The sequence below is a fragment of the Hamadaea sp. NPDC051192 genome (assembly GCF_040682475.1).
GTDB classification, from domain to species: domain Bacteria; phylum Actinomycetota; class Actinomycetes; order Mycobacteriales; family Micromonosporaceae; genus Hamadaea; species Hamadaea flava.
Window position 1 is genome coordinate 1 of sequence record NZ_JBFBAZ010000130.1, and the last position, 22,161, is coordinate 22,161.

General features: G+C 69.4%; 21 protein-coding genes, 1 pseudogene and 1 riboswitch. Of the genes and pseudogenes, 12 read left to right on the forward strand and 10 right to left on the reverse strand.

The features are described from left to right. Nucleotides 1-188 precede the first annotated feature (188 nt). A complete protein-coding gene (locus AB0M47_RS34325; protein WP_363421558.1) occupies nucleotides 189-743 on the forward strand; it encodes a hypothetical protein in 555 nt (184 codons plus the stop codon). Nucleotides 744-750: 7 nt separating this feature from the next. Further along, nucleotides 751-2,046: a PrsW family intramembrane metalloprotease gene (locus tag AB0M47_RS34330; RefSeq protein WP_363421560.1), complete on the forward strand. Its 1,296-nt coding sequence runs from the start codon at nucleotides 751-753 to the stop codon at nucleotides 2,044-2,046. Between the two features lie 10 nt (nucleotides 2,047-2,056). Here AB0M47_RS34330 and AB0M47_RS34335 read toward each other — a convergent pair whose 3' ends face one another. The 3 genes from AB0M47_RS34335 to AB0M47_RS34345 form a co-directional block, all read right to left on the reverse strand. Next, on the reverse strand, nucleotides 2,057-2,260 hold the full coding sequence (locus AB0M47_RS34335; RefSeq protein ID WP_253758824.1) for a hypothetical protein: 204 nt from the start codon (nucleotides 2,258-2,260) through the stop codon (nucleotides 2,057-2,059). A gap of 155 nt (nucleotides 2,261-2,415) precedes the next feature. Beyond that, a complete protein-coding gene (locus AB0M47_RS34340; RefSeq protein WP_253758822.1) occupies nucleotides 2,416-2,637 on the reverse strand; it encodes a DUF3073 domain-containing protein in 222 nt (73 codons plus the stop codon). Between the two features lie 252 nt (nucleotides 2,638-2,889). Next, a complete protein-coding gene (locus AB0M47_RS34345) occupies nucleotides 2,890-3,960 on the reverse strand; it encodes a Glu/Leu/Phe/Val dehydrogenase (RefSeq protein ID WP_253758820.1) in 1,071 nt (356 codons plus the stop codon). A 339-nt stretch (nucleotides 3,961-4,299) separates the two neighbouring features. Here AB0M47_RS34345 and AB0M47_RS34350 point away from each other — a divergent pair, with 339 nt between their 5' ends. Together AB0M47_RS34350 and AB0M47_RS34355 are read left to right on the forward strand one after the other, a co-directional pair. Next, the gene (locus AB0M47_RS34350; RefSeq protein WP_363421562.1) at nucleotides 4,300-5,139 is read left to right on the forward strand and encodes a hypothetical protein; all 840 of its coding nucleotides are present in this window, start codon (nucleotides 4,300-4,302) and stop codon (nucleotides 5,137-5,139) included. 306 nt (nucleotides 5,140-5,445) lie between these two features. Continuing rightward, entirely contained in the window at nucleotides 5,446-5,655 is a 210-nt protein-coding gene (locus AB0M47_RS34355; protein ID WP_007073996.1) for a BldC family transcriptional regulator, read from the forward strand. An 87-nt stretch (nucleotides 5,656-5,742) separates the two neighbouring features. On the opposite strand, the gene amcA is transcribed toward AB0M47_RS34355, so the two are convergent. The 5 genes from amcA to AB0M47_RS34380 form a co-directional block, all read right to left on the reverse strand. Continuing rightward, entirely contained in the window at nucleotides 5,743-5,934 is a 192-nt protein-coding gene (amcA, locus tag AB0M47_RS34360) for a multiple cyclophane-containing RiPP AmcA (RefSeq protein ID WP_363421564.1), read from the reverse strand. Then, nucleotides 5,918-7,006, reverse strand: coding sequence for a cyclophane-forming radical SAM peptide maturase AmcB (gene amcB, locus AB0M47_RS34365; protein ID WP_363421588.1), 1,089 nt, complete (start codon nucleotides 7,004-7,006; stop codon nucleotides 5,918-5,920). The genes amcA and amcB overlap by 17 nt, the downstream gene beginning before the upstream one ends. Before the next feature lie 100 nt (nucleotides 7,007-7,106). Beyond that, the gene (gene purM / locus AB0M47_RS34370; protein WP_363421566.1) at nucleotides 7,107-8,243 is read right to left on the reverse strand and encodes a phosphoribosylformylglycinamidine cyclo-ligase; all 1,137 of its coding nucleotides are present in this window, start codon (nucleotides 8,241-8,243) and stop codon (nucleotides 7,107-7,109) included. A 48-nt stretch (nucleotides 8,244-8,291) separates the two neighbouring features. Further along, a complete protein-coding gene (gene purF / locus AB0M47_RS34375; RefSeq protein WP_363421568.1) occupies nucleotides 8,292-9,842 on the reverse strand; it encodes an amidophosphoribosyltransferase in 1,551 nt (516 codons plus the stop codon). Between the two features lie 227 nt (nucleotides 9,843-10,069). Continuing rightward, nucleotides 10,070-10,426, reverse strand: coding sequence for a sterol carrier family protein (locus AB0M47_RS34380; RefSeq protein ID WP_363421570.1), 357 nt, complete (start codon nucleotides 10,424-10,426; stop codon nucleotides 10,070-10,072). 201 nt (nucleotides 10,427-10,627) lie between these two features. Here AB0M47_RS34380 and AB0M47_RS34385 point away from each other — a divergent pair, with 201 nt between their 5' ends. Both AB0M47_RS34385 and AB0M47_RS34390 read left to right on the forward strand, forming a co-directional pair. Continuing rightward, complete coding sequence (locus AB0M47_RS34385) at nucleotides 10,628-12,637, forward strand: carboxypeptidase regulatory-like domain-containing protein (protein WP_363421572.1); 2,010 nt, start codon at nucleotides 10,628-10,630, stop codon at nucleotides 12,635-12,637. A gap of 87 nt (nucleotides 12,638-12,724) precedes the next feature. Beyond that, nucleotides 12,725-12,862, forward strand: coding sequence for a hypothetical protein (locus tag AB0M47_RS34390; protein WP_363421574.1), 138 nt, complete (start codon nucleotides 12,725-12,727; stop codon nucleotides 12,860-12,862). Between the two features lie 145 nt (nucleotides 12,863-13,007). Here AB0M47_RS34390 and AB0M47_RS34395 read toward each other — a convergent pair. Further along, nucleotides 13,008-14,441, reverse strand: a pseudogene (locus AB0M47_RS34395) (DEAD/DEAH box helicase); the annotation flags it as partial. 216 nt (nucleotides 14,442-14,657) lie between these two features. On the opposite strand from AB0M47_RS34395, the gene AB0M47_RS34400 reads away from it, so the two are divergent. Continuing rightward, entirely contained in the window at nucleotides 14,658-15,800 is a 1,143-nt protein-coding gene (locus tag AB0M47_RS34400) for an aminotransferase class I/II-fold pyridoxal phosphate-dependent enzyme (protein WP_363421576.1), read from the forward strand. 3 nt (nucleotides 15,801-15,803) lie between these two features. Here AB0M47_RS34400 and AB0M47_RS34405 read toward each other — a convergent pair whose 3' ends face one another. Then, nucleotides 15,804-17,189 carry an NlpC/P60 family protein gene (locus AB0M47_RS34405; protein ID WP_363421578.1) on the reverse strand — a complete coding sequence of 462 codons (1,386 nt, stop codon included), beginning with the start codon at nucleotides 17,187-17,189 and terminating at the stop codon, nucleotides 15,804-15,806. 152 nt (nucleotides 17,190-17,341) lie between these two features. Here AB0M47_RS34405 and mqnE point away from each other — a divergent pair, with 152 nt between their 5' ends. The 5 genes from mqnE (at nucleotide 17,342) to AB0M47_RS34430 (ending at nucleotide 22,130) form a co-directional block, all read left to right on the forward strand. Then, nucleotides 17,342-18,511, forward strand: coding sequence for an aminofutalosine synthase MqnE (gene mqnE, locus AB0M47_RS34410; RefSeq protein WP_253758793.1), 1,170 nt, complete (start codon nucleotides 17,342-17,344; stop codon nucleotides 18,509-18,511). 68 nt (nucleotides 18,512-18,579) lie between these two features. Beyond that, nucleotides 18,580-18,912, forward strand: coding sequence for a DUF4229 domain-containing protein (locus tag AB0M47_RS34415; RefSeq protein ID WP_363421580.1), 333 nt, complete (start codon nucleotides 18,580-18,582; stop codon nucleotides 18,910-18,912). Between the two features lie 54 nt (nucleotides 18,913-18,966). Continuing rightward, a riboswitch (cobalamin riboswitch) is annotated at nucleotides 18,967-19,049 on the forward strand. 108 nt (nucleotides 19,050-19,157) lie between these two features. Beyond that, nucleotides 19,158-20,081 (forward strand): ABC transporter substrate-binding protein, encoded by a 924-nt coding sequence (locus AB0M47_RS34420; protein ID WP_363421582.1) that lies wholly within the window; start codon nucleotides 19,158-19,160, stop codon nucleotides 20,079-20,081. Between the two features lie 193 nt (nucleotides 20,082-20,274). Beyond that, nucleotides 20,275-21,306, forward strand: a complete 1,032-nt coding sequence (locus AB0M47_RS34425; RefSeq protein WP_363421584.1) for an iron ABC transporter permease — start codon at nucleotides 20,275-20,277, stop codon at nucleotides 21,304-21,306. Further along, nucleotides 21,306-22,130: an ABC transporter ATP-binding protein gene (locus AB0M47_RS34430; RefSeq protein ID WP_363421586.1), complete on the forward strand. Its 825-nt coding sequence runs from the start codon at nucleotides 21,306-21,308 to the stop codon at nucleotides 22,128-22,130. Before AB0M47_RS34425 ends, AB0M47_RS34430 begins: the two co-directional genes overlap by 1 nt. The last annotated feature ends 31 nt before the right edge of the window (nucleotides 22,131-22,161 follow it).

Consider the following 22,161-nt stretch of genomic DNA (forward strand, 5'->3'; position numbering starts at 1 on the left):
GTCCGCGCAGACTGAGGAGTCCACCCGGACCCAGCCGCGCATCTCGCGCCCGCCCATCACGGCGACCTCCAGATCCGACCCAGAACCCTGATCCAGCCGAAAGGGTGGGCCGGCGTGGGGGAGCGGAGCGTCGCCCGAAAGAACGCATAAGTCGGACACGCGGGTGCCACCCACGTTACTTTCGGATCATGTCGACCGCGGGGACCCGGCTGCTGCGCAATCTCGCCAGCAGCGTGGCGGTGCTGGTCGTGATCCTCTTCGTGGCCTGGGGTCTGCCGGCGATCAACCGCCGGGTTCCGGCCGGTGCTTCGACGGTCGGCGGGCGGGCGTACGCGGTCGGCGGGGGCGTCGTGGTGATCCCGCCGGAGCAGGCCGAGCTGGACCTCACGAACACCCGGCCGGGCACCGACCGGGGCACGGCGTTGTTCCTGATCGGCCCGGTCCGGTACGTCATCGTGGTCGCGCCGTTCACCGGCGATCTGACGGCGGCGGCGGCCAAGCTGCGCGCGAAGATCACCGGTACGCGGGGCTACCAGGTCACCGGAGCCGAGGATCCGATGACCACCGAGAGCGGGCTGACCGGCCGACAGGGGTCCTACACCGCGCCCGGACGCCTCGGCCGGTACGCAGTCTTCCTCAGCGCCGGGCGCTCGATCGAGGTGACGGTCAGCGGCGCCGAACCCGACCTGGCCAATCTGATGACGGGGATCGAGGCGAGCATCGCGTCGATCGAGCAGAGGTAGGCCGCCGATGTCCACCGACTCCGTCCGGCCCACGCCCCGGACCGCCCGCGCCGTACGCTCGCTGCAGATGCCGGCCTTCTGGCTGCTCACCGGACTGCTGCTGATCTGTGGAATCCAGCTGCTGGGGATCTTCGCGACGGCGTACGGGAAGTGGCCGACGGCGACGCTGACCGCGATCGTCCTGTTCGGCCTCTACGCCGTGCCGTTCTGGCTCTTCATCGCGTCGCTGGACTTCCTGGAACGGGAGCCGTGGCTGCTGCTGGCGACCGCGTTCGCGTGGGGTGCCGCAGTGGCGCCGATCGTCGCCATCCCTGGCAACCGGGCCGTGCACGATCTGCTCGCCAAACTGGTCTCCCCCGAGTTCGCCGCCGCGTGGGGGTCGGCGATCGCCGGGCCGAGCGTCGAGGAGCTGCTCAAAGGCCTAGGCGTCATCGTTCTGGTGCTGATCGCCCGGGCGCAGATCAACAGCGTGCTGGACGGCATGGTCTACGGCGCCCTCGTCGGGCTGGGCTTCCAGATCGTGGAGGACATCATCTACGCGGTCAACGCGGTCGCCGTCGCCGGTCAGGGTGACGAGATCGGCCCGGTGATCTCCACCGTCTTCCTCCGCGGGTTCCTGTCCGGCCTGTGGAGCCACACGATCTTCTCCGCGCTGGTCGGCGGCGGGATCGCGTACTTCCTGGTGCACACCCAGCGGTCGATGCTGAACCGGCTCGCGGGCGTGGCGGTGGGCTTCGGCGGAGCCTGGTTCCTGCACTTCCTGTGGAACTCGCCGCTGCTCGCGGACGGGGTGGGCGGCGGAGCCGGCGGCATCCTGCTCGGCCTGCTGATCAAGGGCCTCCCGGCCCTCGTCCTGGTGCTCAGCCTGGCCTGGCTGGCCCGGTCCCGCGAGGCGCGCTTCTACCTGGCCGAGCTCGGCGAGCTCGGCGATCCGCACGTCGCGACGCCAGGCGAGGTGGGCACGCTGGCCGAGGCCCACCTGCGGGCGCGGGCCCGCCACCACGCCAAGAAGGTCGCCGGGGGCAAGGGCGAGCGTGCGGTCCGCACGTTGCAGCGTGCGCAATGCCGGTACGCCGTCGAACTGGCCCGAGCCCGGGCGGCCCATGGCGCGCCGGGCGCCGACCCCGTCGTGACCCGGGCACGGGAGAGCGTGTTGGCGGCCCGCCGGCGCCTCACCCAGCTCGGCGTCGACGAAGCCTTGCCCGGTACGCACAAACACCGCCGCTGGCTCTGGTGGGTGCTCGCGGCGGTGCTGGTGGTCCTGCTGCTGATGTCGGCGTTCCGCGCCCTGGGCGGCGGCTGACCGGCAACGTTCAGACGTTGTCGGGCTTGCCGTCCTGGTCGAGGTCGACCAGGGTCACGTCGACCTCACCGTCGTGGTTGTGGTCGAGTTCCACCAGGTCGGAAACGCCGTCGCCGTCGGTGTCCTTGACCCAGACGTCGGCCTTGCCGTCGCCGTCGGTGTCAAAGGTGACCAGCGTGTTTTCCTCGTCGCCGCGAGTCTCAATCTCACTCATGAGGCATCAGGCTAGGCGGTGCGTGCGAAACGCACCACACCCCCTGACGCACCCACTGGACGACCCCACACCTTTGTGGCGGCACGCGAAGATCGCTACCCACAGAGCGAGCGCATGTGCCTGCGCCGCTGGTGAATAACGATCTTCGACAGCGTCTACCGGGAACGCCGTATCGCCCAGTTGGGGTCGTCGTCCGCGTCTTCTGAGTCCTCGTCGGCGTCGTACTCGTCGTACTCGTCGTCGAGCTGCTCATCAGACTTTGCGGCGGCGGCTCCACCGAGTTCTCGCTGCAACGCCGCGAGGTCGGTGTTCGGGGAGTGGTACTTCAACTCCCTGGCCACCTTAGTCTGCTTGGCCTTAGCTCGGCCGCGTCCCATGGACCGACCCCCTCGCACATGAATGTCGGGGCAGCCCGAAGGCGGGCCCCGATGACGTCAGGCATCTCTCGTGGCTCATACGGTACACAGGTGTTGCCGACTTCGGCACCTCGGGCTCCACTCCATGTTGCCGTGCCGCGCGCAAACTGTCTGATTTGCGACGGTAAGGGGTTCGTTGCGGATTCGGTCGTGACCCGCGGAGCACCCCGTCCGGAGCGCTCGCGCGGGTCCTGACTAGCCCTTCAGCGCGCCTCAGCGAGGCAGGCGGATGGTCTGCAGCCGCCCGACCTCCGCCATCCGCCGCTCCGCCAGGCGGTCGGCCGCGGTGGCGGGCGACACACCCTCGTCGTCGGCGAGTTCAAGGATCTGCTTCGTGGTCGTGTAGATCTTGGTCGCCCGCAGCTTGGCACGGTCGAAGTTGAAGCCCTCGATCTCGTCGGCCACCTGGATCACGCCGCCGGCGTTGACGACGTAGTCCGGCGCGTAGAGGATTCCGCGCTCGGCGAGCAGCTTCTCCACCCCCGGGTGGGCCAGCTGGTTGTTGGCCGCTCCGGCGACGATCTGCGCCCGCAGCACGGGAACGGTGTCGTCGTTGAGCGCCCCGCCGAGGGCACACGGCGCGTACACCTCGATGTCGCTGGTGATGAGTTCCTGCACATCGCCCACGAGGGTGATCTGCGGGTGGGTCTGGCGAGCCCACGCGATCGCGGCCTCGCTCGGATCGGTCGCGACGACCTCGGCGCCGTCCTCGAGCAGGTGGGCGACGAGGTACTTGCCGACCTTGCCCAGCCCGGCGACGCCGACCCGGCGGCCGCGCAGCGACGGCGAGCCCCAGCGGTGCTCGGCGGCGGCGCGCATGCCCTGGAAGACGCCCCAGGCGGTGAGGATGGACGAGTCGCCCGCGCCGCCGTGCTCGACGCTGCGACCGGTCACGAACCGGGTCTCGCGGGCCACCACGTCCATGTCCTGGACATAGGTGCCGACGTCGCAAGCGGTCCAGTAGCGGCCGTTGAGCGACTGCACGAACCGGCCGTACGCCCGAAGCAGCGCCTCGGTCTTGTCCAGTACCGGGTCACCCCAGATGACGGCCTTGCCGCCGCCGAGGTCCAGCCCCGCGAGGGCGTTCTTGTACGCCATCCCGCGAGACAACTCCAGCACGTCGTGCAGAGCCTCCTCTTCGGAGGCGTACGGATAGAAGCGCGTGCCGCCGAGGGCGGGGCCGAGCGCGGTGGAATAGACGCCGATGATCGCTTTGAGGCCGGTAGTCCGGTCTTGGCAGAAGACGACCTGTTCGTGACCGGTGTCGGCGCTGAAGACGCCCATGAGAACTCCTCGTTGAGTCTGTCGCGCCGTTGTGTGGCGCGGGCCGCGGGACCCCGCATGGGGTGGCGCGAGGTCTCCTTTCGGAGCCTACTGGAGTGGCTGGTCGCGAAGGTGGCCCCGACCACTCGGCGAGACGCCGTCGCGCCTGCCACGCGATTCGCGCCGGACAGCAGCAATCGCGCGCCGGGCAGAAGCAATCGCACTGGCACACCGGCATTCCCGCCGGGCAGAAGCTTTCGCGCCGGGCACACGGGCATTCGCGCCCGAGCTGAAGTGAAGCGGGCAGGCGAGTGTCCCGGGTACGTGCGGGAAGCCCTCAGCCCGTGGGAGGATCGCCACGTGCCGTCACAGTTCGCCGCGTACCTACGCGTCTATGAGCCGTTGGCCGCGTTCGACCGGGATCGTCAGCGCTTCTGGCGCCGTTACCTCGACGAGGGACGGGCCGTCGGCCCGGCCGAGGGGCCCGGTCGTCAGCGTGTCACCGTTCTCGAGGCGCTCGGCGCGAGCTGGTCGCGGCTCCCGGACCTCCCCGACGAGGCGTACGTGTTGACGACCGAGTCCGGTGCGTTGATCTGCCCCTGGAATCTGCGCGTACGCGTGGCGGAGGCGGCGCTCACGGCACGGGCCGGCGTACCCGCCGTCCTCGCCGACGCGTTCGTCCCGCCCGCCTTGGCCGGGCTCGCTCAGACGGTGGTCAGCGACTTCCGGGGCGGCGCGCGCGTCCTCGACCACGGATTGCCGCGCGTGCACGAGCACGTCGCGACGTGGGGCGTACCGCTGCGGTGGTTCCTGTTCGTGGACTTCGCCGAGCGGGAGATCAGCGTCGGCGCCGGTCGCCGGCTGGTGCGCTATCGGACGGAGATCGGCAAGGCGCGTCGCCGGGCCCATCAGGGGCTGGCCATTCTGCGTCGCACCATGGGCGACGCCCCGATCACCGAGTCGGTCGCCGAGGGAACCCGCTGGCTGGAGGAGTTCCATCCCGGCTCGATCGTCGAACTCGACTACGGCGGTCTCGTGCACCTGTTCAACGATCAGGCGCTGTACGACGACGATTCGCCGGGCCTGGTCGCCGCGGGTCTCGCCGCGCTGAATACGGGCGACGGCGAGGCGGCGACGGATCATTACGAGCGACTGGTCGACCGCTGGCGCGAGATCCAGCTCATGGAGCGCTACAACTGATCATCCGTACGCATTACTCGCCGGTACTCCGAGGGCTACTCGACCGAGGGAATTTGTCCGGTATTGGCGCTCTCTGGGCGCATTGAAAAACGCCTAGAAGTAAGCACAATTCCGGCCTATGCCGTCATCCCTTGAGGGCATATTGTCCGGTTTTTTTCGGAAATATCATTGATTCATCATCCGTCCATCTACGGACCTTCACCCGTTCGGCCCATGTCGGACATCGTGGACGAGCCGGACTATGGGAGGCGCGTCGGCCGGCGGGACCCCGGCCCTCGTTAACAGGTACTTGTGGAGGAGTGACCCATGGCGTCGCGTACGCACGAACCCGAGCCGCTGCTGACCCCCGCCGAGGTGGCGTCGATGTTCCGTGTCGACCCCAAGACGGTGACCCGGTGGGCGAAGGCGGGCAAGCTCAGCGCCATCCGCACCCTGGGTGGACACCGCCGTTACCGCGAGTCGGAGGTGCGCGCGCTTCTGCAGGGTCAGATCCCGCAGCAGCGCCAGGGCGACTAATCGCCCGTCCCCCGGCGAACACCCCTGCTGGAGGGAGCCCGAGCCGTCCGACGTAGACGGTATGGGCTCCCTTCAACTATGCCCCCGCTACTTCTGCGGGCTGTTGGAGAACTGGTAGAAGGTCGGGAACGCGTCCTCGAACGGGCGCGGTCCCGCGACCGGGCCCCGCGGATCGGCGGCCCGGGTCGACCAGATCTCCTCAGCCGCCTCGACCAGCGCGGCGACGCCGTCGGCGCGTACTCGGTCGGCCAGTTCGGGCGCCTCAATGAGGTGCGGCATGGTCCAGGACTCCCTCCATCAGGCGGATCTTGCTGTTGCGGCAGTGCTCGGTGACCGTCGTGTCGAATCGGCCGTGCTCGAAGTATCGGTTGGCGGCATGGCCACCGCCACAGAACCCGAAATAGGCACAGCTGTCCCGGCAGGCTTCCACGCCGCGCAGGTACTCGCTGATCCAGTGGGAATCCGTGGCGCCGGCGACGATGTCGGCCAACGGCGTACTCGTCACGTTGCCGCTGCTGAAGTCGCCGTACTGCGGACTGCTGAACCCGGCCAGCTCCGGGGAGACCAGCACGACCGAGCCGTCGTACGCGATCGTCGGGATCGGATCCACCTGGCGCGGCAGGACGCCGTCCGCCTCGTTCCGGCGCAGCGCTCCGGCGTACCGGATGGCGAACTCGATGTCGCGCAGTTCGATGGCGGGATCGGCGCGCCAGGCCGCGGTCAGCTCCGCCCAGAAACCGCGGACCTCGCTCTCCGCGTGGGCGTTGCTGCGGGTGTTGACGCCCTCGCGCTCCTCGATGTTGATGCCCAGGGCGTAACAGCCCAGCTCGCGGAAGAACGGGTACAGCTCGCGGGCCAGCGCCGGGCTCGGGTCGGAGACCACGCAGAGAGCCGCGAACGGCACGCCATGCCGTCGCAAGGCTTCGGCTCCGCGCATGATCTGCTGGTACGCCATCCGCCCGGCCCGGTCGACGCGCTGTGCGGTGAACCGCTCCGGGCCGTCCACGCTCAATCCGATGTGGATGTCGTACGCCCGGAAGAACTCGCACCAGGCGTCGTCGACGAGGGTGGCGTTGGTCTGCAAGTGGTGCTCGACGCCCTGGAACGGCGCCATGAGCTGGAGAAGGCGTTCGCGGCCGGCCGCGGTGGGCTCGCCACCGTGCCAGACCACGGAGAATCGGGGTGCCTCGGCGGCCCACTGGTTCACGGTCCGCGCGACTGCCTCGGCGACGGCCGGAGCCATCCGCCGATCCTCCTTGCGCAACGGCAGATAGCAGTACGCACAGTCCAAATTGCACAGTGTCGTGGGCTGCATGATCACATAAGAGGGCACCGAGGCGATGCCCCGCATGCCGGTGAACCGGTGTACGGAGGCCATCGCCCACCTCCTCGCGGTCGCCGCTGCCCTAGTCTGGCGCATTCCGGCCAGACTAGGGAGCCCCGCAGTTAGTTCAGCCGCGCGTGTGCGACCCGAGCATGCGTACGTTGCCCTCGCCCTCGACGACCTCGCCGACCGACCAGGCCTCGACCCCACGCGCCGTGAGCAGCGCCATCGCCCGGTCGGCGTCGTTGGGCGCGACCACGGCGAACATGCCGACGCCCATGTTGAAGGTCGACTCCATCTCGGGCGCTTCGATCCGGCCCCGGCTCTGCACCAGATCGAAGATGGGCTGCGGTCGCCACGTCGAGCGGTCCACGATGGCGTCCATCGTGTCCGGCAGGACCCGGTTGAGGTTCCCCGGGATGCCGCCACCGGTGACGTGCGCGAGCGCGTGCACCTCGCATTCGGCGATCAGCGTGAGGCAGTCCTGCGCGTAGATCTTGGTGGGGGTGAGCAGCTCCTCGCCCAGCGTGTGGTTCACGCCGAGGTCCTCGATGACGCTGCTCAGCCGCAGCCGGCCCTGCCCCATGAGGACGTGGCGGACCAGCGAGTAGCCGTTGGAGTGCAGACCCGACGAGCGCATCGCGATGACCACGTCGCCCAGCTGGACGCGCTCGCGGCTGAGGATCTCGTCCTCCTCCACGACGCCCACGCCGTTGGCGGAAAGGTCGTACTCGTGCGACTTCATCACTCCCGGGTGCTCGGCCGTCTCGCCACCGAGCAGCGCGCAGCCCGCGGTGCGGCAACCATCCGCGATGCCCGCGCCGATCTCGGCGACCCGGTCCGGAACGACCTCGCCACAGGCGATGTAGTCGAGCAGGAACAGCGGCTCCGCGCCACACGCCACCAGGTCGTCCACGACCATCGCGACGAGGTCGATGCCGACCGTGTCGTGGATGTCCATCGCCTGCGCGATCACCAGCTTGGTGCCGACGCCGTCCGTCGAGGAAGCGAGCACCGGCTTCTTGTACTTCGTGACATCGAGCTTGAACAGGCCGGAGAAGCCGCCCAGCCCGCCCAGCACCTCCGGCCGGTGGGTGCGCTGCACCTTCGCCTTGAGCAGTTCCACCGCCTGATCGCCGGCGTGGATCGAGACTCCGGCGTCCGCGTAAGTCGCCTGGCGCTTACGACCGTTGCCGTTCTCGGCGTTCCAGAGTTGACGGCCGCCCGCGCCGTCGGTGGCTGGGCGCTCGGCTACGTGCGTCACGGTGGTACTCCCCTTTGTTCTCTCGCGGCAGCGACGACGGCCGCGTGCTCAGGCTCCGGCGCGTTCCAGGGTCGCCGGGTCCTCGTTCAGGGCCGGTTCGTCACCGGACCGGTCCCGCTGCTCGGCCTGGCCCGCCTCGTCCACACGACGGCCGACCGACTCGAGCACATGCTTTCCGATCAGATCACCGGCGGGCAGATCAATCGGGTACTGGCCGTCGAAGCAGGCCCGGCACAAGCGGTTGGCCGGCTGCTCGGTGGCGGCGATGAGACCGTTCAGCGATACGTAGCCGAGGGAGTCGGCACCGATGGCGCGACGGATGCCCTCGTTGTCCAGACCGTTGGCCAGCAGTTCGGCGCGGTCCGCGAAATCGATGCCGTAGAAGCAAGGCCACTTCACCGGCGGGGAGGAGATACGCACGTGCACCTCGATGGCGCCGGCCTCACGCAGCATCCGCACGATGGCGCGCTGGGTGTTGCCCCGCACGATCGAGTCGTCCACGACGACGATCCGCTTGCCGCGGATGACGTCGCGCAACGGGTTGAGCTTCAGCCGGATGCCCAGCTGACGAATGGTCTGCGACGGCTGGATGAAGGTCCGGCCGACGTACGCGTTCTTCACGAGGCCCATGCCGTAAGGGATGCCGGACTCTTCGGCGTAGCCGATCGCGGCGGGCGTGCCCGACTCCGGGCTGGGGATGACGAGATCCGCCTCGACCGGGTGCTCGCGGGCCAGCTGACGGCCGATCTCGGTACGCGCCGCGTAGACGTTGCGGCCGGAGATCGTGGCGTCGGGCCGGGCGAGATAGACGTATTCGAACAGGCAGCCCTTGGGGTCCGGGTTGGCGAACCGCGACGAGCGCAGGCCGTTCTCGTCGATCGCGATCAGCTCGCCGGGTTCGACCTCGCGGACGACGCTGGCGCCGACGATGTCGAGCGCGGCCGCCTCGCTGGCGACCACCCAGCCTCGCTCCAGGCGACCCAGCACCAGCGGGCGTACGCCGTTGCGGTCACGAGCCGCGTACAACGTGTTCTCGTCCATGAAGACGAAACTGAAGGCGCCCTTGACCGTGGGCAGCACCTGCAACGCGGCCGCCTCGACGCTGAGGTCGGGCGTGGCGGCGAGCAGCGTGGTGACCAGCGCGGTGTCGCTGGTCGAGCCGTCGACGTCGAGACCGAGCTCACGGATACGCGTCGCGAGATCGGCCGAGTTGACGAGATTGCCGTTGTGCGCCAAGGCGAGCGTGGTGCCGAGCTTGGTCGCCTTGATCGTCGGCTGCGCGTTCTCCCAGGTGGAGCCGCCGGTAGTCGAGTACCGGGCGTGCCCGATGGCCAGATGGCCGCGCAGGCTCGCCAGGGTCGGCTCGTCGAAGACCTGGGCGACCAGGCCGAGATCCTTGTAGACCACCACGCCCGTGCCGTCGCTGACGGCGATGCCCGCCGCCTCCTGGCCGCGGTGCTGCAGGGCGTAGAGCCCGAAGTAGGTGAGCTTGGCCACTTCCTCGCCCGGCGCCCAGACTCCGAAGACGCCACACGCGTCCTGCGGGCCTGGCCGGTAGGGGTCGAGTTCGTGGCTCAACCGGCCGTCGCCTCGGGGCACCCTGCTGCTCCCAACCTAGTGCTCGATGTCGCTGATCGGTGGTCTCGTGAGTGGTCCGCCAGGGCCTGAAGCTCTGGTGAAGCTCAGTCTGCCGTCGCGAGACAGTGTACGCGACTCGGCGGCCTTCACGGAAAGCCACCTTCCGGGTGCTTTCCGTGATAGTCCGACGTGAAGCGCGGCTCTATTGATTCTGGCAGAGTTTGCGGATCTGGAAAAGAGCGAATGATTCAGACAACTGGTATGAACGGTGATAAATCAGCGCGATTGCCACTTGCTGCGATGCGCCCGTCCGCGACGCCGTCCGCCCACGCGAGCCGTCCCGACGTCACTTTGAGGAAGGTGATTGCGTCCATCTCCACAACGTTCGGCGGCGTGCCCCGGGTATGCCGAGGTCCAGCGATGCACTGCACCGCGCCGAACGGAGGAACGCGTACCTCCACCGAACGTCCGGGCTCACGATCTGAAAGTACGCCCAGAACGAACCGAACGGCGTCGCGCAAGGTCGTCCGCTCCGGCTCCTGATCTGCATCGATGCATGAAAGCGCCGTGAGCAGCGCCTGGGATTTATCGCGCGGTACGGACATGAGTGGACGATACGACTTCCACCCATCATGATTGGCCCCTCCCCTGGGTCGCGGAACCTTGGTCGGACAAGGCATAGTGGCGAGCGGTGCGCATCTAACGGACCGTTGCGCGTCCGCGGGGGGAGTGGAAGGAAAGGGCGGGTGACCGTGGCAACACACCGACGACGGGCCTTCTTGCTGCGTGCGGGTGTGGTCGCAAGCTTGGCGCTAGGTTCCGTCCTGGCGATCGGCGGTCCCGCGACCGCGATCGCGGCGATCTCCAACTACTCGTTGAGCGAGTCCTCAGTCGACTACAACGAGACGGTCAAGGTCTCGTTCTCGGTCAAGAACATCGGTCTGGGCGACGACACGTTCGACGTGAAGGCCGAGTCCAGCAACGGCAAGCTCACCTGCTCGGGCACCTGCTCCTGGGGTGGCCAGACGTTCACCGCCGGCGAGGACAAGCAGTACTCGGCGACCTTCAAGTACTCCTCAGCGTCGACGAACGACGAACAGGCCACGATCAAGCTCACCGCCGGCAACCAGAAGCAGGACGCCGGGACGGTCACGCTGAAGAAGTCGTCTACGACGATCAACACGATCTCGGGGAGCGTCAAGGACGTCAGCACCGGATCCAAGATCGACGGCGCGCTGGTCATCATCAAGGACCCGTCCGGCAAGACGCACAACGACACGACCGACAGCAGTGGGGCATGGTCGTTCACCAGCAGTGCCGGCGACCCGATCCAGGCGGGCACGATCTACGTCGGCGTCAGCGCCGACGGCTACACCACGTTGACGAAGTCGTACACGGTGTCGGCCGGGCAGTCCAAGTCCGGCATCAGCATCGGTATGTCGCCCAAGGGCGCGACCGCGTCCCCGTCCGTCGAGGAGTCGCCGACCGAAGAGGTGACCGTGGACCCGAACGCGACGGCTACCGAGGACCCCAACGCGACCGAGTCCGCGGGAGCGGGCGCGGTCGACCCGAGCAACTCCAGCAACGACTCCGGTAGCGGGCTGTCCTGGATGATGATCATCGTCGGCGGCCTGCTCGTGCTGCTCGGCATCGGCGCGATCGCGCTGATCCTGATGCGCCGCAACAAGGACGACGAAGACGAGGACGACGAGGACGAGGACGACGCTCCGGTCCGCCGGGCGACGCCGCCTCGGTCCAGCGGCGGCTACTACGGAGCCCGGCCGTCGGCCGACCCGACCATGGTGGCCCGGTCGCCGATGGGCGACGCCCCGACGACGGTGCAGCGCCCCGGCGACTACGGCGCTCGCCCGCAGCAGAGCGGTTGGACGGGCTACGGCCAGGACGCGCAGCCGACTTACGGCCAGGACGCGCAGCCGACGCAGACCTACGGCAGCGGAGGTTACTCGCCGTCCGCCGGTGGTGCTGCCGGTGCCGGCGGCGGCGCATACGGTTCCCCAGCCGGGGGTGGGGCGTATGGCAGTCCTTCCGCGGGTGGTTCGACCTACGGCGCGCCTTCCGGTGGGGCGTACGGCTCTCCGGCTGCCGGGCCTTCCGCCGGTGGCGGTGCGTACGGCTCCCCGGCCGGTGGCGGAGCCTACGGCTCGCCCGTCGCGGGGGCGTACGGTTCGCCCGCCGCGCCGACGTCCGGCTACGGCTCAGGCGCCCAGGGCGGCGCCGGTGGCTACGGTGCCGGACCCCAGGCCGGTGGCGGCTACGGTTCGCCGGCCACCCCCGGCTCGGAGTACGGCGCGGGCGGCGGCTACGGCGCCAACGGTTCGGCGTACGGGAGCGGTCAGCAGGGCGGCAGCTACGACCAGGGCGGCGGCAACTACGGCGCGGCGAACGGCGGCTACGGCCAAGGCGGCGGCTACGACCAGGGTTACGGTTCGCAGGGAAGCTACGGTCAGCAGCAACAGCAGCCCGGTGGTGGCTACGGCGACTCGGCTGGCAACTACGGCAGCGGTGGCCAGGCGAGCGGCGGCTACGACCAGGGCTACGGCTCGCAGGGAAGCTACGGTCAGCAGCAGCAACAGTCGGGCGGCTACGGCGACTCGGCCGGCGGCTACGGCTCGCAGAGCAACAACTACGGTTCCGGCGGCGGCTACGTCCCCGAGCAGCGCGGCAGCGGTTACGACCAGGGCGCGTACGGCGAGGCGACGCAGCGCTACAACCCGGACTCGTACGGCCAGCAGACCAACGGCTACGACGACCCGTCCCGGCGCGCCGACCGCCGCCTCGACTGGCTCGACGACTGAGCGGCGGTCATCCACACCGCCTGGTAATCCACAGAACGCGGCTGCATCGCTTCGGCGGTGCGGCCGCTTTCGTTTCACCATTCCCCGGTGGACGAAGGGCCTTCGATGGTGAAGGCGACGGCTGCCCGGTGGACGCTCCCGAGCCGGATCGCCCAGGCGGCAGACCGTACGCGGCTGCCCGGCCGTGCCGAACCTCTGCGCCTGATCGGCAAGCTCTGCGCCTGATCGGCAAGCTCGCCCCAAGGCAGCGGCCGCTGGGCTGCCGCGGTTTCGCAGGCGAAACGATGATCGGGTCACCTATCTGTGTCGTGAACGAGGTGTTCTGGACACAGATCGGTGACCCGATCAAGGGGATGTACTAAGAGGGTCAGCGGTCGGCGTACCGCTTGGGGCGGTCCTCACGGAAGCGGGGACGGCCACCACCCTCGCGGCCACCGCCGTCGGGGAACCGGCGCGGCCGGTCCGAGAAGTGACGGCGCGGCCGGTGCGCGGCGGACGGGGCCGGGCGCGGCTCGTCCTTGACCGGTACGCCGCTCGGCTCGCGGGCGCCGGTCAGCTCGGTCAGGCGGGCGTCGCCGGCGCGTACGCGGTGCTCGGCGGCGTCGTCGACACCGGCCTTCTGCAGCATCATCTGCGTGCTGCGCCGCTGCTTCGGCAGGACCAGCGTGGCGACCGCGCCGGACTCGCCGGCCCGGGCGGTGCGGCCCGCCCGGTGCAGGTAGTCCTTCGGGTCGCGCGGCGGGTCGACGTGCACGACGAGGGACACGCCGTCCACGTGGATGCCTCGGGCGGCCACGTCCGTCGCCACGAGGACGCTCGTGCGGCCTTCCTTGAACTCGGCGAGGGTACGCGTGCGGACCGCCTGGCTCTTGCCGCCGTGCAGGCCGCCGGCGCGTACGCCGACCTCGCGGAGCTGGTCGACGAGCCGGTCGACGGCCGCCTGCGTACGCGCGAAGAGCATCGTGCGGCCCGACCGGTTGGCGATCGAGGCGACGACCCGGAACTTGTCGGTCGGCGGGATCAGCAGCATCAGGTGATCCATGGTGGTGACCGAGGCGGCCGGCGGCGCGGTCGAGTGCGTCACCGGGTCGGTCATGAACCGCTGGACCAGCGTGTCGACGTCGCCGTCGAGGGTCGCGGAGAACAGCAGTCGCTGACCGCCCGCGGGGGTCTTGTCGAGCAGTTCGGTGACCTCGGGCAGGAAGCCCATGTCGGCCATCTGGTCGGCCTCGTCGAGCACCGAGATCTGCACCTCGTCGAGCGAGCAGGCACCCCGGTTGATGAGGTCGCCCAGTCGGCCCGGCGTCGCGATCAGGATGTCGAGGCCGCGCTCCAGACCGGAGATCTGCCGGTCGTAGGGCACCCCGCCGACGGCGGTGGCCAGGAACAGGCCCAGCTCGCGGCCCAGCGGCCGGAGCGCGTCGGCGACCTGCATCGCCAGTTCCCGGGTGGGGACCAGGATCAGGCCCTTGGGGTGACGCGGGCGGGCCCGGCCGCTCTCGGCGATGCGAGCGATTGCCGGCAGGCCGAAGGCCAGGGTCTTGCCCGAACCGGTCTGGCCCCGGCCCAGCACGTCGCGCCCGGCGAGGGCGTCCGGCACGGTCGCGGCCTGGATCTCGAAGGGATGGGTGATGCCTTCGCGGGCCAGCGCCCGGACCAGCTTGCGCGGCAGGCCCAGCTCAGCGAAGGAGGCCTTCCCAGCCGACTCGGAGCCGCTGGTGTCAGACTCGAGGTCGAAGACGGACGGGAAGGTGGAGGGATCAGCGAAACTCAAGGTGCTCCTCGGTACTCGAACGTGGGGCATTCCATGGAGGTATCCCCGCGTCCGCGCGGCGGCCCGGAAGGCCTGCCGCCAGCATTCTTCTCGCAGGAACACGCATAGAAAACGCGTGCCGATGGGCACGCAACAGAGGTGAGTGTACGTGCTCGGCTGCCCCGCTTGTCCGAATAAGGGCTCGGAGTGGCTGGGCTCACGAATCGGCCCGCCGAACGAGCCCCCGAACGTGGGAAGATCGGAACCATGGCCGACCCGTTCAGCACGGTCACGCCGGAGATGTTGCGCCGGCGGACCAGTGTGAAATGGCGCACATACCCTGAGGACGTGTTGCCGGCGTTCGTGGCCGAGATGGACGTCGACCTCGCCGACCCCATACGCGAGGCGCTGCAGGAAGCGGTGCGCCTCAGCGACACCGGCTACCCCGCGGGCGACGGGTACGCGGAAGCGCTGAGCGCGTTCGGCGGCCGTCGCTGGGGCTGGAGTTTCGAGACGGCCCAGACGTCGCCGGTGGCCGACGTCATGACCGGGGTCGTCGAGGCACTCCGGCTGGTCACCGGCCGGGGCGATGCCGTCGTGGTCAACCCACCCGTGTACTTCCCGTTCTTCGGCTTCGTGGAGCATGCGGGCCGCCGGATCGTGGAGGCGCCGCTGGGAACGGACGGCCGGATCGACTTCGCCGTCCTGGAGGCGGCGTTCCGGCACGCCGCGTCGGCGGGTAGTCGGGCTGCGTACCTGTTGTGTAATCCGCACAATCCCACGGGCGCTGTGCACACGCGCGCGGAGCTGGAGCAAGTCGCGCAGCTCGCCCACGGTTATGGGGTGCGGGTGGTGGCCGACGAGATCCACGCGCCGCTGGTTCCGGCGGGCGCGTCGTTCGTGCCGTATCTGAGCGTGGACGATCGCGGGTTCTCGCTGATGTCGGCGTCGAAGGCGTGGAATCTCGCCGGGCTGAAGGCGGCGTTGTTGATCGGGGGCGTGCAGGCCGTCGACGACGTCCGGCGGCTGCCCGAGCACGTCGCGCACGGGACGAGCCACTTCGGCACGATCGCGCACACGGCCGCGCTGCGGCACGGCGAGCCGTGGCTGGACGATCTGCTGGCGGCCCTGGACGCCAATCGCCGCCTGCTCGGCGACCTGCTGGCCCAGCAGCTGCCGGAGGTCGGGTACCGCGCGCCGGAAGGCACCTATCTGACCTGGTTGGACTGTCGCGAGCTGGTCATCGAGGGCGAGCCCGCCGACTTCTTCCTGGAACGTGGCCGCATAGCCTTCGCCCCCGGGCGCAAGTTCGGCACCGGCGGCGTGGGCCACGTCCGCGGCACGATCGCGGCGTCGGCGGAGTCCATTGCGGACGGTGTCGCCCGGATGGTGACCGCGCTGCGCGCGTGAGCGTCAGGGAGCGGGCGTCGGCGTCGGCTCGACGGCGGGCTGGGTGGCGGCCGCCGAGTTGGTGGTCTCCTGCGGCGCCGGGCTCTCGGTCGTCGCGGCCGGAGTCGGCGACTCCGTGGTGGGCGTCGGGCTCGGCGAGCTGGTCGTCGGGCTCGGGCTCGGTGAGCTGGTCGTCTGCGTCGGCTTCGCCGTGGCGGTGGCCGTGGCGGTCGCGGTGGGCGTCGTCGTCCGCGTCGGCGTGGGCGTCGGGGTGGCGACCTTGATGGCCGAGTAGACCCGGGTCGCGCCGAAGAAGTGCGACCACCAGACGTTCGAGATCTTCACGACGTCGCCGGTGGTCGGCGAGTGGATCATCTTGCCGTTGCCGAGGTACATGCCGACGTGGTGGATCGAGGCCGGGTTGTTCGGGTCTTCGCCGAAGAACAGCAGATCGCCGGGGAGCAAGGCGTATCGGGACACCGAGGTGTCCTTGGTGCCCTGGTACTGGTCCCGCGAGACGCGCGGCAGGGTGTGCCCGGTCGTCCGGTACGCCGCCCACATCAGACCTGAGCAGTCGTAGTGGTCGGGACCCTCGGCGCCCCACACATAGGACTTGCCGAGCTGCTTGAGGGCGAAGTTGACGGCGGCGAGCGCCTTCGGGTTCGCCTTGTAGCCGGACAGGGCGTCGGTGTTGAGGTACTGCTGGCCGAGCGCCTGTTCGGCCGCCTCCTGCTGACGCAGGATCTGCGCGACCTTCGCGGCGTTGCGGGTCTTCAGCTCCAACATCGCGGTGCTGCGCTGGTTGTAGCTGACCTCCGTGGTGGCGAAGCGCTGCTTCGTCTCCGTCTGGTTCTTCTGCGTCGTCTCGTACGCCGCTTTGGTCCGCTCGTACTCCGCCTTGGCCAGGGCTAGTTCGTGCGCCGCGCCGGAACTGCCGTGCACGGGGTCGTCGGCGCGCGGGGCGAGTCCGCCCAGCCCCAGGTTCGGCAGACCGCCGGACTGCACGTACGCGTCCGAGGCGGCCGACGCGAGGGCCTTCTTCGCCTTCTCCAACCGGTTCTGGGCTTCGGCGTACTCGTATTGGGCGTAGATGAACGCGTTCGTGGTGTCGGTGACCGCTTGCTTCAGCTCGTTGAGCTGCTCGGCGAGGACCGAGACCTCGGTCTGGATCGCGTTCAGCTGCGCGGCGAGCGCGGCCAGGTCGTTGCCGACGGTGCCGCCGCTCGTGGGTACGCCATAAGGCAACTGCAACGGACCATTCGGGACAGGCAGGACGCCGCCGTCGGGCACCTTCTGCGCAGTCGCGGTGGTCGTCGACGGCGCCGCAGCGGCCGGAGCCGCCACTCCCGTGACGATCGCTGCCGTGAGCAGCGCAGACAACCGAGCCGCGCCAACGCGTCGTCGCGTCATGTGTCTTCTCCCCGAGATCCCGCCGGATCCGTCCGGTGTGCCGCCTTCGTTCATAGCGCACCCGGAAGCGAAAGTCGACACCCGCGACCGTAAGGACCGGTGAACCCCCGGGTAATGTGCAGAACGGAGTCGACGGTTGGGAGGCGCAGCGGATGGACGCGGGGCTGAAGCGGGAGCTGGAAGAGAAGGTCTACGCCGGCGAAAGGCTCACCCGGGCCGACGGTGAGGCCCTGTACGCCAGCGACGATCTGGCCTGGCTGGGCCGGTTGGCGCACCACCGGCGCACCGAGAAGAACGGCGACCGGGTGATGTTCAACGTCAACCGGCACCTGAACCTCACCAATGTCTGCACCGCCAGTTGTGCGTACTGCTCCTTCCAGCGCAAGCCGGGGGAGAAGGCCGCGTACACCATGCGCGTCGAGCAGGCCGTGGAGAAGGCGCTGGAGATGAAGGACGAGCAGCTCACCGAGCTGCACATCGTCAACGGTCTGCACCCGACACTGCCGTGGAAGTACTACCCCCGGGTGCTGCGCGCGCTGAAGGAGGCGCTGCCCGACGTCTCGCTGAAGTGCTTCACCGCGACCGAGGTGCAGTGGTTCGAGAAGATCTCCGGCCTGCCCGCCGACGAGATCCTCGACGAGCTGATCGACGCCGGCCTGGCCTCGCTGACCGGTGGCGGCGCCGAGATCTTCGACTGGGAGATCCGTCAGCAGATCGTCGACCACGAGTGCCACTGGGAGGACTGGTCGCGGATTCACCGGCTGGCCCATGAGAAGGGGCTCCGTACCCCGGCGACAATGCTCTACGGGCACATCGAGGAACCCCGGCACCGGGTCGATCACGTGATGCGACTGCGAGAGCTGCAGGACGAGACCGGCGGCTTCATGGTCTTCATCCCGCTGCGCTACCAGCACGACTTCCACGACAGCGCCGACGGCATCGTCCGCAACCGCATCCAGGCCAAGACCACGATGGCGTCGCCGGCCGAGTCGCTGAAGACCTTCGCGGTCTCCCGGCTGATGCTCGACAACTTCGATCACGTGAAGTGCTTCTGGGTCATGCACGGCCTCTCGGTCGCCCAGCTGTCGCTGAACTTCGGCGTGGACGACCTGGACGGCTCGGTGGTCGAGTACAAGATCACCCACGACGCCGACTCCTACGGCACGCCGGACACCATGCACCGCGAGGACCTGCTCACCCTGATCCAGGACGCCGGCTTCCGGCCGGTCGAGCGCAACACCCGCTACGAGGTGGTACGCGAGTTCGACGCGCCGGTGTCGCTGGCCGACCGGCGGCGCGAACCCCAGCAGGTCTGGGCGTAGTCATCGGGCCCGGTTACTGGGCCCGGCCACTTCGTGGAACCCGCCCAGCAGCGCGTAGGCTGCTGGGCGTGAGTCCTGCTGTCAAGTACACGCTCGGGCGCGTCGGCCTGTTCGTCGCCGCGTTCCTCGTGCTGCTGCCGTTCCCGCTGAGCATCTTCCTCAAGCTCGTCCTCGCCATCCTGGTATCGGCGGTGCTGAGCTGGTTCGTCCTGCGTGGCTGGCGTGAGCAGTACTCCCTCCAGCTGCAGAACGCGGTCGAGCGCCGCAAGACGGAGAAGTCGAAGCTCCGGTCCGCGCTCGCCGGTGAGGACGAGCCCGCCGGGACGAAGCCGGCGACCCAGGACGAGCCGGATCACCCGACCGACGCCGAGCAGTCGCCCACCAACAGCGAACAGCGCTGAATTTCCGTCCGGGATCGGCCGTGGGTTAGCCTCTGGCTGACCGCGGTCAGCGAAGCCGGTGCGAATCCGGCGCTGTCCCGCAACTGTGATCCCTCCCCAGGCGTGACTCCGGTCGCGTTCGGGCTGGTCGAGCCAGGTCGCCTTGCCGCGGTCGCGAAGTAACGCTCTCGAGGAAGGGCGTCTCGCGGGCAGGCACCCTTCACTCCTGTCGGCGGACTAACCCCTCGACCGATAGGAGGAATTCGATGTTGAGAAGACGTGCGCTCGGACTGCTCGCCGGTCTCGCCTTCGGCCTGGCCGCCTGCTCCACCGGAAACGGCGGAACGGCCACCCCCACTGCCACGCCCACCAGCGCGGCGTACCCGGTCACCGTCGGCAGTGTGACGCTCGACAAGCAGCCTGCCAAGATCGTCTCGCTCGGGCCGACGGCCACTGAGATGCTCTACGCCGTCAACGCGGGTACGCAGGTCGTCGCGGTCGACGACCAGTCCAACTACCCGGCCGGCGTACCGAAGTCGGACCTGTCCGCGTACAAGCCGAGCGCCGAGGCGATCGCCGCGAAGAACCCGGACCTGGTGGTCCTCACCAACGACAGCGACAAGATCGTCGACCAGCTCAAGGCGCTGAAGATCCCGACCTTCCTGGTTCCGGCGGCGGCGACCCTCGACGAGGCGTACGCCGAGATCGCCGACCTCGGCAAGCTGACCGGCCACGCCGACGACGCCGCCAAGGTCGTGGCAGACATGAAGTCGAAGCTCGACACGATCGTGAAGTCGGTCAAGGCGCGCACCAAGCCGCTGACTTACTTCTACGAGGTCTCGCCGGACCTCTACTCGGCCACCTCGAAGACCTTCATCGGGTCGATCTTCACGCTCCTCGGCCTGCAGAACGTCGCCGACGCCGCGGACGCCGACGGCAAGGCCTTCGGGTACCCGCAGCTGTCCGCCGAGGCCCTGGTCAAGGCGAACCCCGACCTGATCTTCCTGGCCGACGCCAAGTGCTGCCAGCAGACCGCCGACACCGTCAAGGCGCGGGCGGGCTGGTCCGGCATCACCGCCGTCAGCAAGGGCCAGATCGTCGCGCTCGACGACGACATCGCCTCCCGCTGGGGGCCGCGAATCGTCGACCTCGCGCAGACGGTCGCGACCTCGGTGAACCAGATCTCCTGACGCGCTTCGCCTCGTTGATCATGGAGTTAACTGTGGTCTCGACGGCGTGTCGAGGTGGTCAACCCCATGATCAACGAGGCGAGCGAGCGGGGCGAGCGAGGGGCGAGCGGCGGGGGCGCGAGCGGCGGGAGGGGCGAGCGGGCGGGCAGCGGTGAGCGGGCGGGCGGGTAGCGGCAGGGAAGGGGGAAGGGACGTGGAGGTCAGGCCGGCGGGGCTTCGGCTGTCGTGGCTGCTCACCGCGGTCGCCGTCCTCGTCGTCGCGGTCCTCGCCGGCATCGCCTTCGGGCCGGTCGGGCTGCCGCCCGGTTCGGTCGCGATCGAGCTGCTGAACCTGATTCCGGGCGTCCACCTGAATTCGGGGCTGAACGAGCGCGAGATCGCCATCGTCACGGACCTGCGGCTGCCGCGCGTGGTGCTCGGCATGCTGGTCGGCTCGATGCTCGCCCTCGCCGGAGCGAGCTACCAGGGCGTCTTCCGGAATCCGCTCGCGGACCCCTATCTGCTCGGCGTCGCGGCCGGCGCGGGTCTCGGCGCCACGCTCGCCATCGCGTTGCGCGGCGGCATGTGGACCAGCGTCCCGCTCTTCGCCTTCGCCGGCGCGCTGCTCGCGGTCGGCCTCACCTATCTGCTCGGGATCGCGGGCGGCCGCGATCGCTCCGGCAGCACGCTCATTCTCGCCGGGGTCGCGATCTCGGCCTTCCTCGCCGCCATCCAGACCTACGTGCTCCAGCGCTACGCCGACAGCATCCGCGAGGTCTACTCGTGGTTGCTCGGCCGTCTCGCGACCGGCGGCTGGCACGACGTCCTGGTCATCATCCCGTACGCCGTGGTCAGCGCACTGGTCGTCCTGGCCCTGCGCCGGGAGCTGGACGTGTTGAGCGTGGGCGACGCGGAGGCGGCGAGTCTGGGGCTGCATCCCGCGCGATCCCGGCTGATCCTGGTCGCGGCGGCCAGCCTGGCGACCGCCGCCGCGGTGGCCGTCTCAGGGCTCATCGGTTTCGTCGGCATCGTGGTCCCGCACATCGTGCGGCTGCTCACCGGAGCGTCGTACCGGGCGATTCTGCCGCTGTCGATGATCTACGGCGGCGCCTTCCTGGTGGGAGCCGATCTGATCGCCCGGACCGTGGCGGCCCCGACCGAGCTGCCGATCGGCGTGGTCACCGCCTTCGTGGGGGCGCCCTTCTTCATCCTCGTCCTGCGGACGACGCGGTCGGCGAGGCTCTGATGCTTCGGCTGCGCGGCTTCGGCGTCGTCCTCGATAAGGCGACCATCGTGGACGATGTGGACCTCGGGGTCGCCGCCGGGGAATGGGTCACGATCATCGGGCCGAACGGCGCCGGGAAGTCCACCCTGCTCCGGGCGGTCCTCGGCGAGTACGCGTACGCGGGCGAAGCGGTCCTCGGCGAGACCCCGCTCACGGAGCTGAACCGGCGCGAACGGGCTCGGCGGATGGCGGCCGTCGCGCAGTACCCCGTCGTCCCCGCCGGGATGACCGTCCTCGACTACGTCCTCCTTGGGCGTACGCCTCATATCCCGACCTTGGGCCGGGAGTCCGCCGCGGACCTGGCCGTGGTGCGGGACGTGCTGACCCGGCTGGACCTGGACCGATTCGCGGGCCGGGAGTTGCCGACACTGTCCGGCGGTGAGCGGCAGCGGGTGTTCCTCGCCCGCGCGCTGGCGCAGCAGGCCCCGCTGCTGTTGCTCGACGAGCCGACCAGTGCCCTGGACATCGGGCACCAGCAGGAAGTCCTCGAACTGATCGACGCGCTGCGGCGGGAGGCCGGGCTGACCGTGCTCGCGACGATGCACGACCTGTCCGTCGCCGGGGAGTACGCCGACCGCCTCGTCCTCATGGACGGCGGCCGGATCGTCGCCGACGGCCGGCCGGAGCTGGTGCTGACCGAGGACCTGCTCGCGAAGCACTATCGCGCGCGAGTCCGGATCATCCCCGGCGACCACGGCCCCCTCGTAGTCCCCACCCGCGCCGCCCCTCCACACCCTCCCCCACCCCCACCACCCCCGCCCACACCCCCACCTCCGTCCCGTTGATCATGGAGTTTCCGGTCTCGCCGGTGTGTCG

Bases quoted from the DNA above. Each gene is read 5' to 3' on its own strand.
- AB0M47_RS34420 (WP_363421582.1), top strand. From the start codon at position 19,158: ATGTTGAGAAGACGTGCGCTCGGACTGCTCGCCGGTCTCGCCTTCGGC.
- mqnE (WP_253758793.1), top strand. From the start codon at position 17,342: ATGGACGCGGGGCTGAAGCGGGAGCTGGAAGAGAAGGTCTACGCCGGC.
- AB0M47_RS34330 (WP_363421560.1), top strand. From the start codon at position 751: ATGTCCACCGACTCCGTCCGGCCCACGCCCCGGACCGCCCGCGCCGTA.
- AB0M47_RS34345 (WP_253758820.1), bottom strand. From the start codon at position 3,960: ATGGGCGTCTTCAGCGCCGACACCGGTCACGAACAGGTCGTCTTCTGC.
- AB0M47_RS34355 (WP_007073996.1), top strand. From the start codon at position 5,446: ATGGCGTCGCGTACGCACGAACCCGAGCCGCTGCTGACCCCCGCCGAG.
- AB0M47_RS34340 (WP_253758822.1), bottom strand. From the start codon at position 2,637: ATGGGACGCGGCCGAGCTAAGGCCAAGCAGACTAAGGTGGCCAGGGAG.
- AB0M47_RS34400 (WP_363421576.1), top strand. From the start codon at position 14,658: ATGGCCGACCCGTTCAGCACGGTCACGCCGGAGATGTTGCGCCGGCGG.
- AB0M47_RS34430 (WP_363421586.1), top strand. From the start codon at position 21,306: ATGCTTCGGCTGCGCGGCTTCGGCGTCGTCCTCGATAAGGCGACCATC.
- amcA (WP_363421564.1), bottom strand. From the start codon at position 5,934: ATGCCGCACCTCATTGAGGCGCCCGAACTGGCCGACCGAGTACGCGCC.
- AB0M47_RS34380 (WP_363421570.1), bottom strand. From the start codon at position 10,426: ATGTCCGTACCGCGCGATAAATCCCAGGCGCTGCTCACGGCGCTTTCA.
- amcB (WP_363421588.1), bottom strand. From the start codon at position 7,006: ATGCGGGGCATCGCCTCGGTGCCCTCTTATGTGATCATGCAGCCCACG.
- AB0M47_RS34325 (WP_363421558.1), top strand. From the start codon at position 189: ATGTCGACCGCGGGGACCCGGCTGCTGCGCAATCTCGCCAGCAGCGTG.
- AB0M47_RS34335 (WP_253758824.1), bottom strand. From the start codon at position 2,260: ATGAGTGAGATTGAGACTCGCGGCGACGAGGAAAACACGCTGGTCACC.
- AB0M47_RS34405 (WP_363421578.1), bottom strand. From the start codon at position 17,189: ATGACGCGACGACGCGTTGGCGCGGCTCGGTTGTCTGCGCTGCTCACG.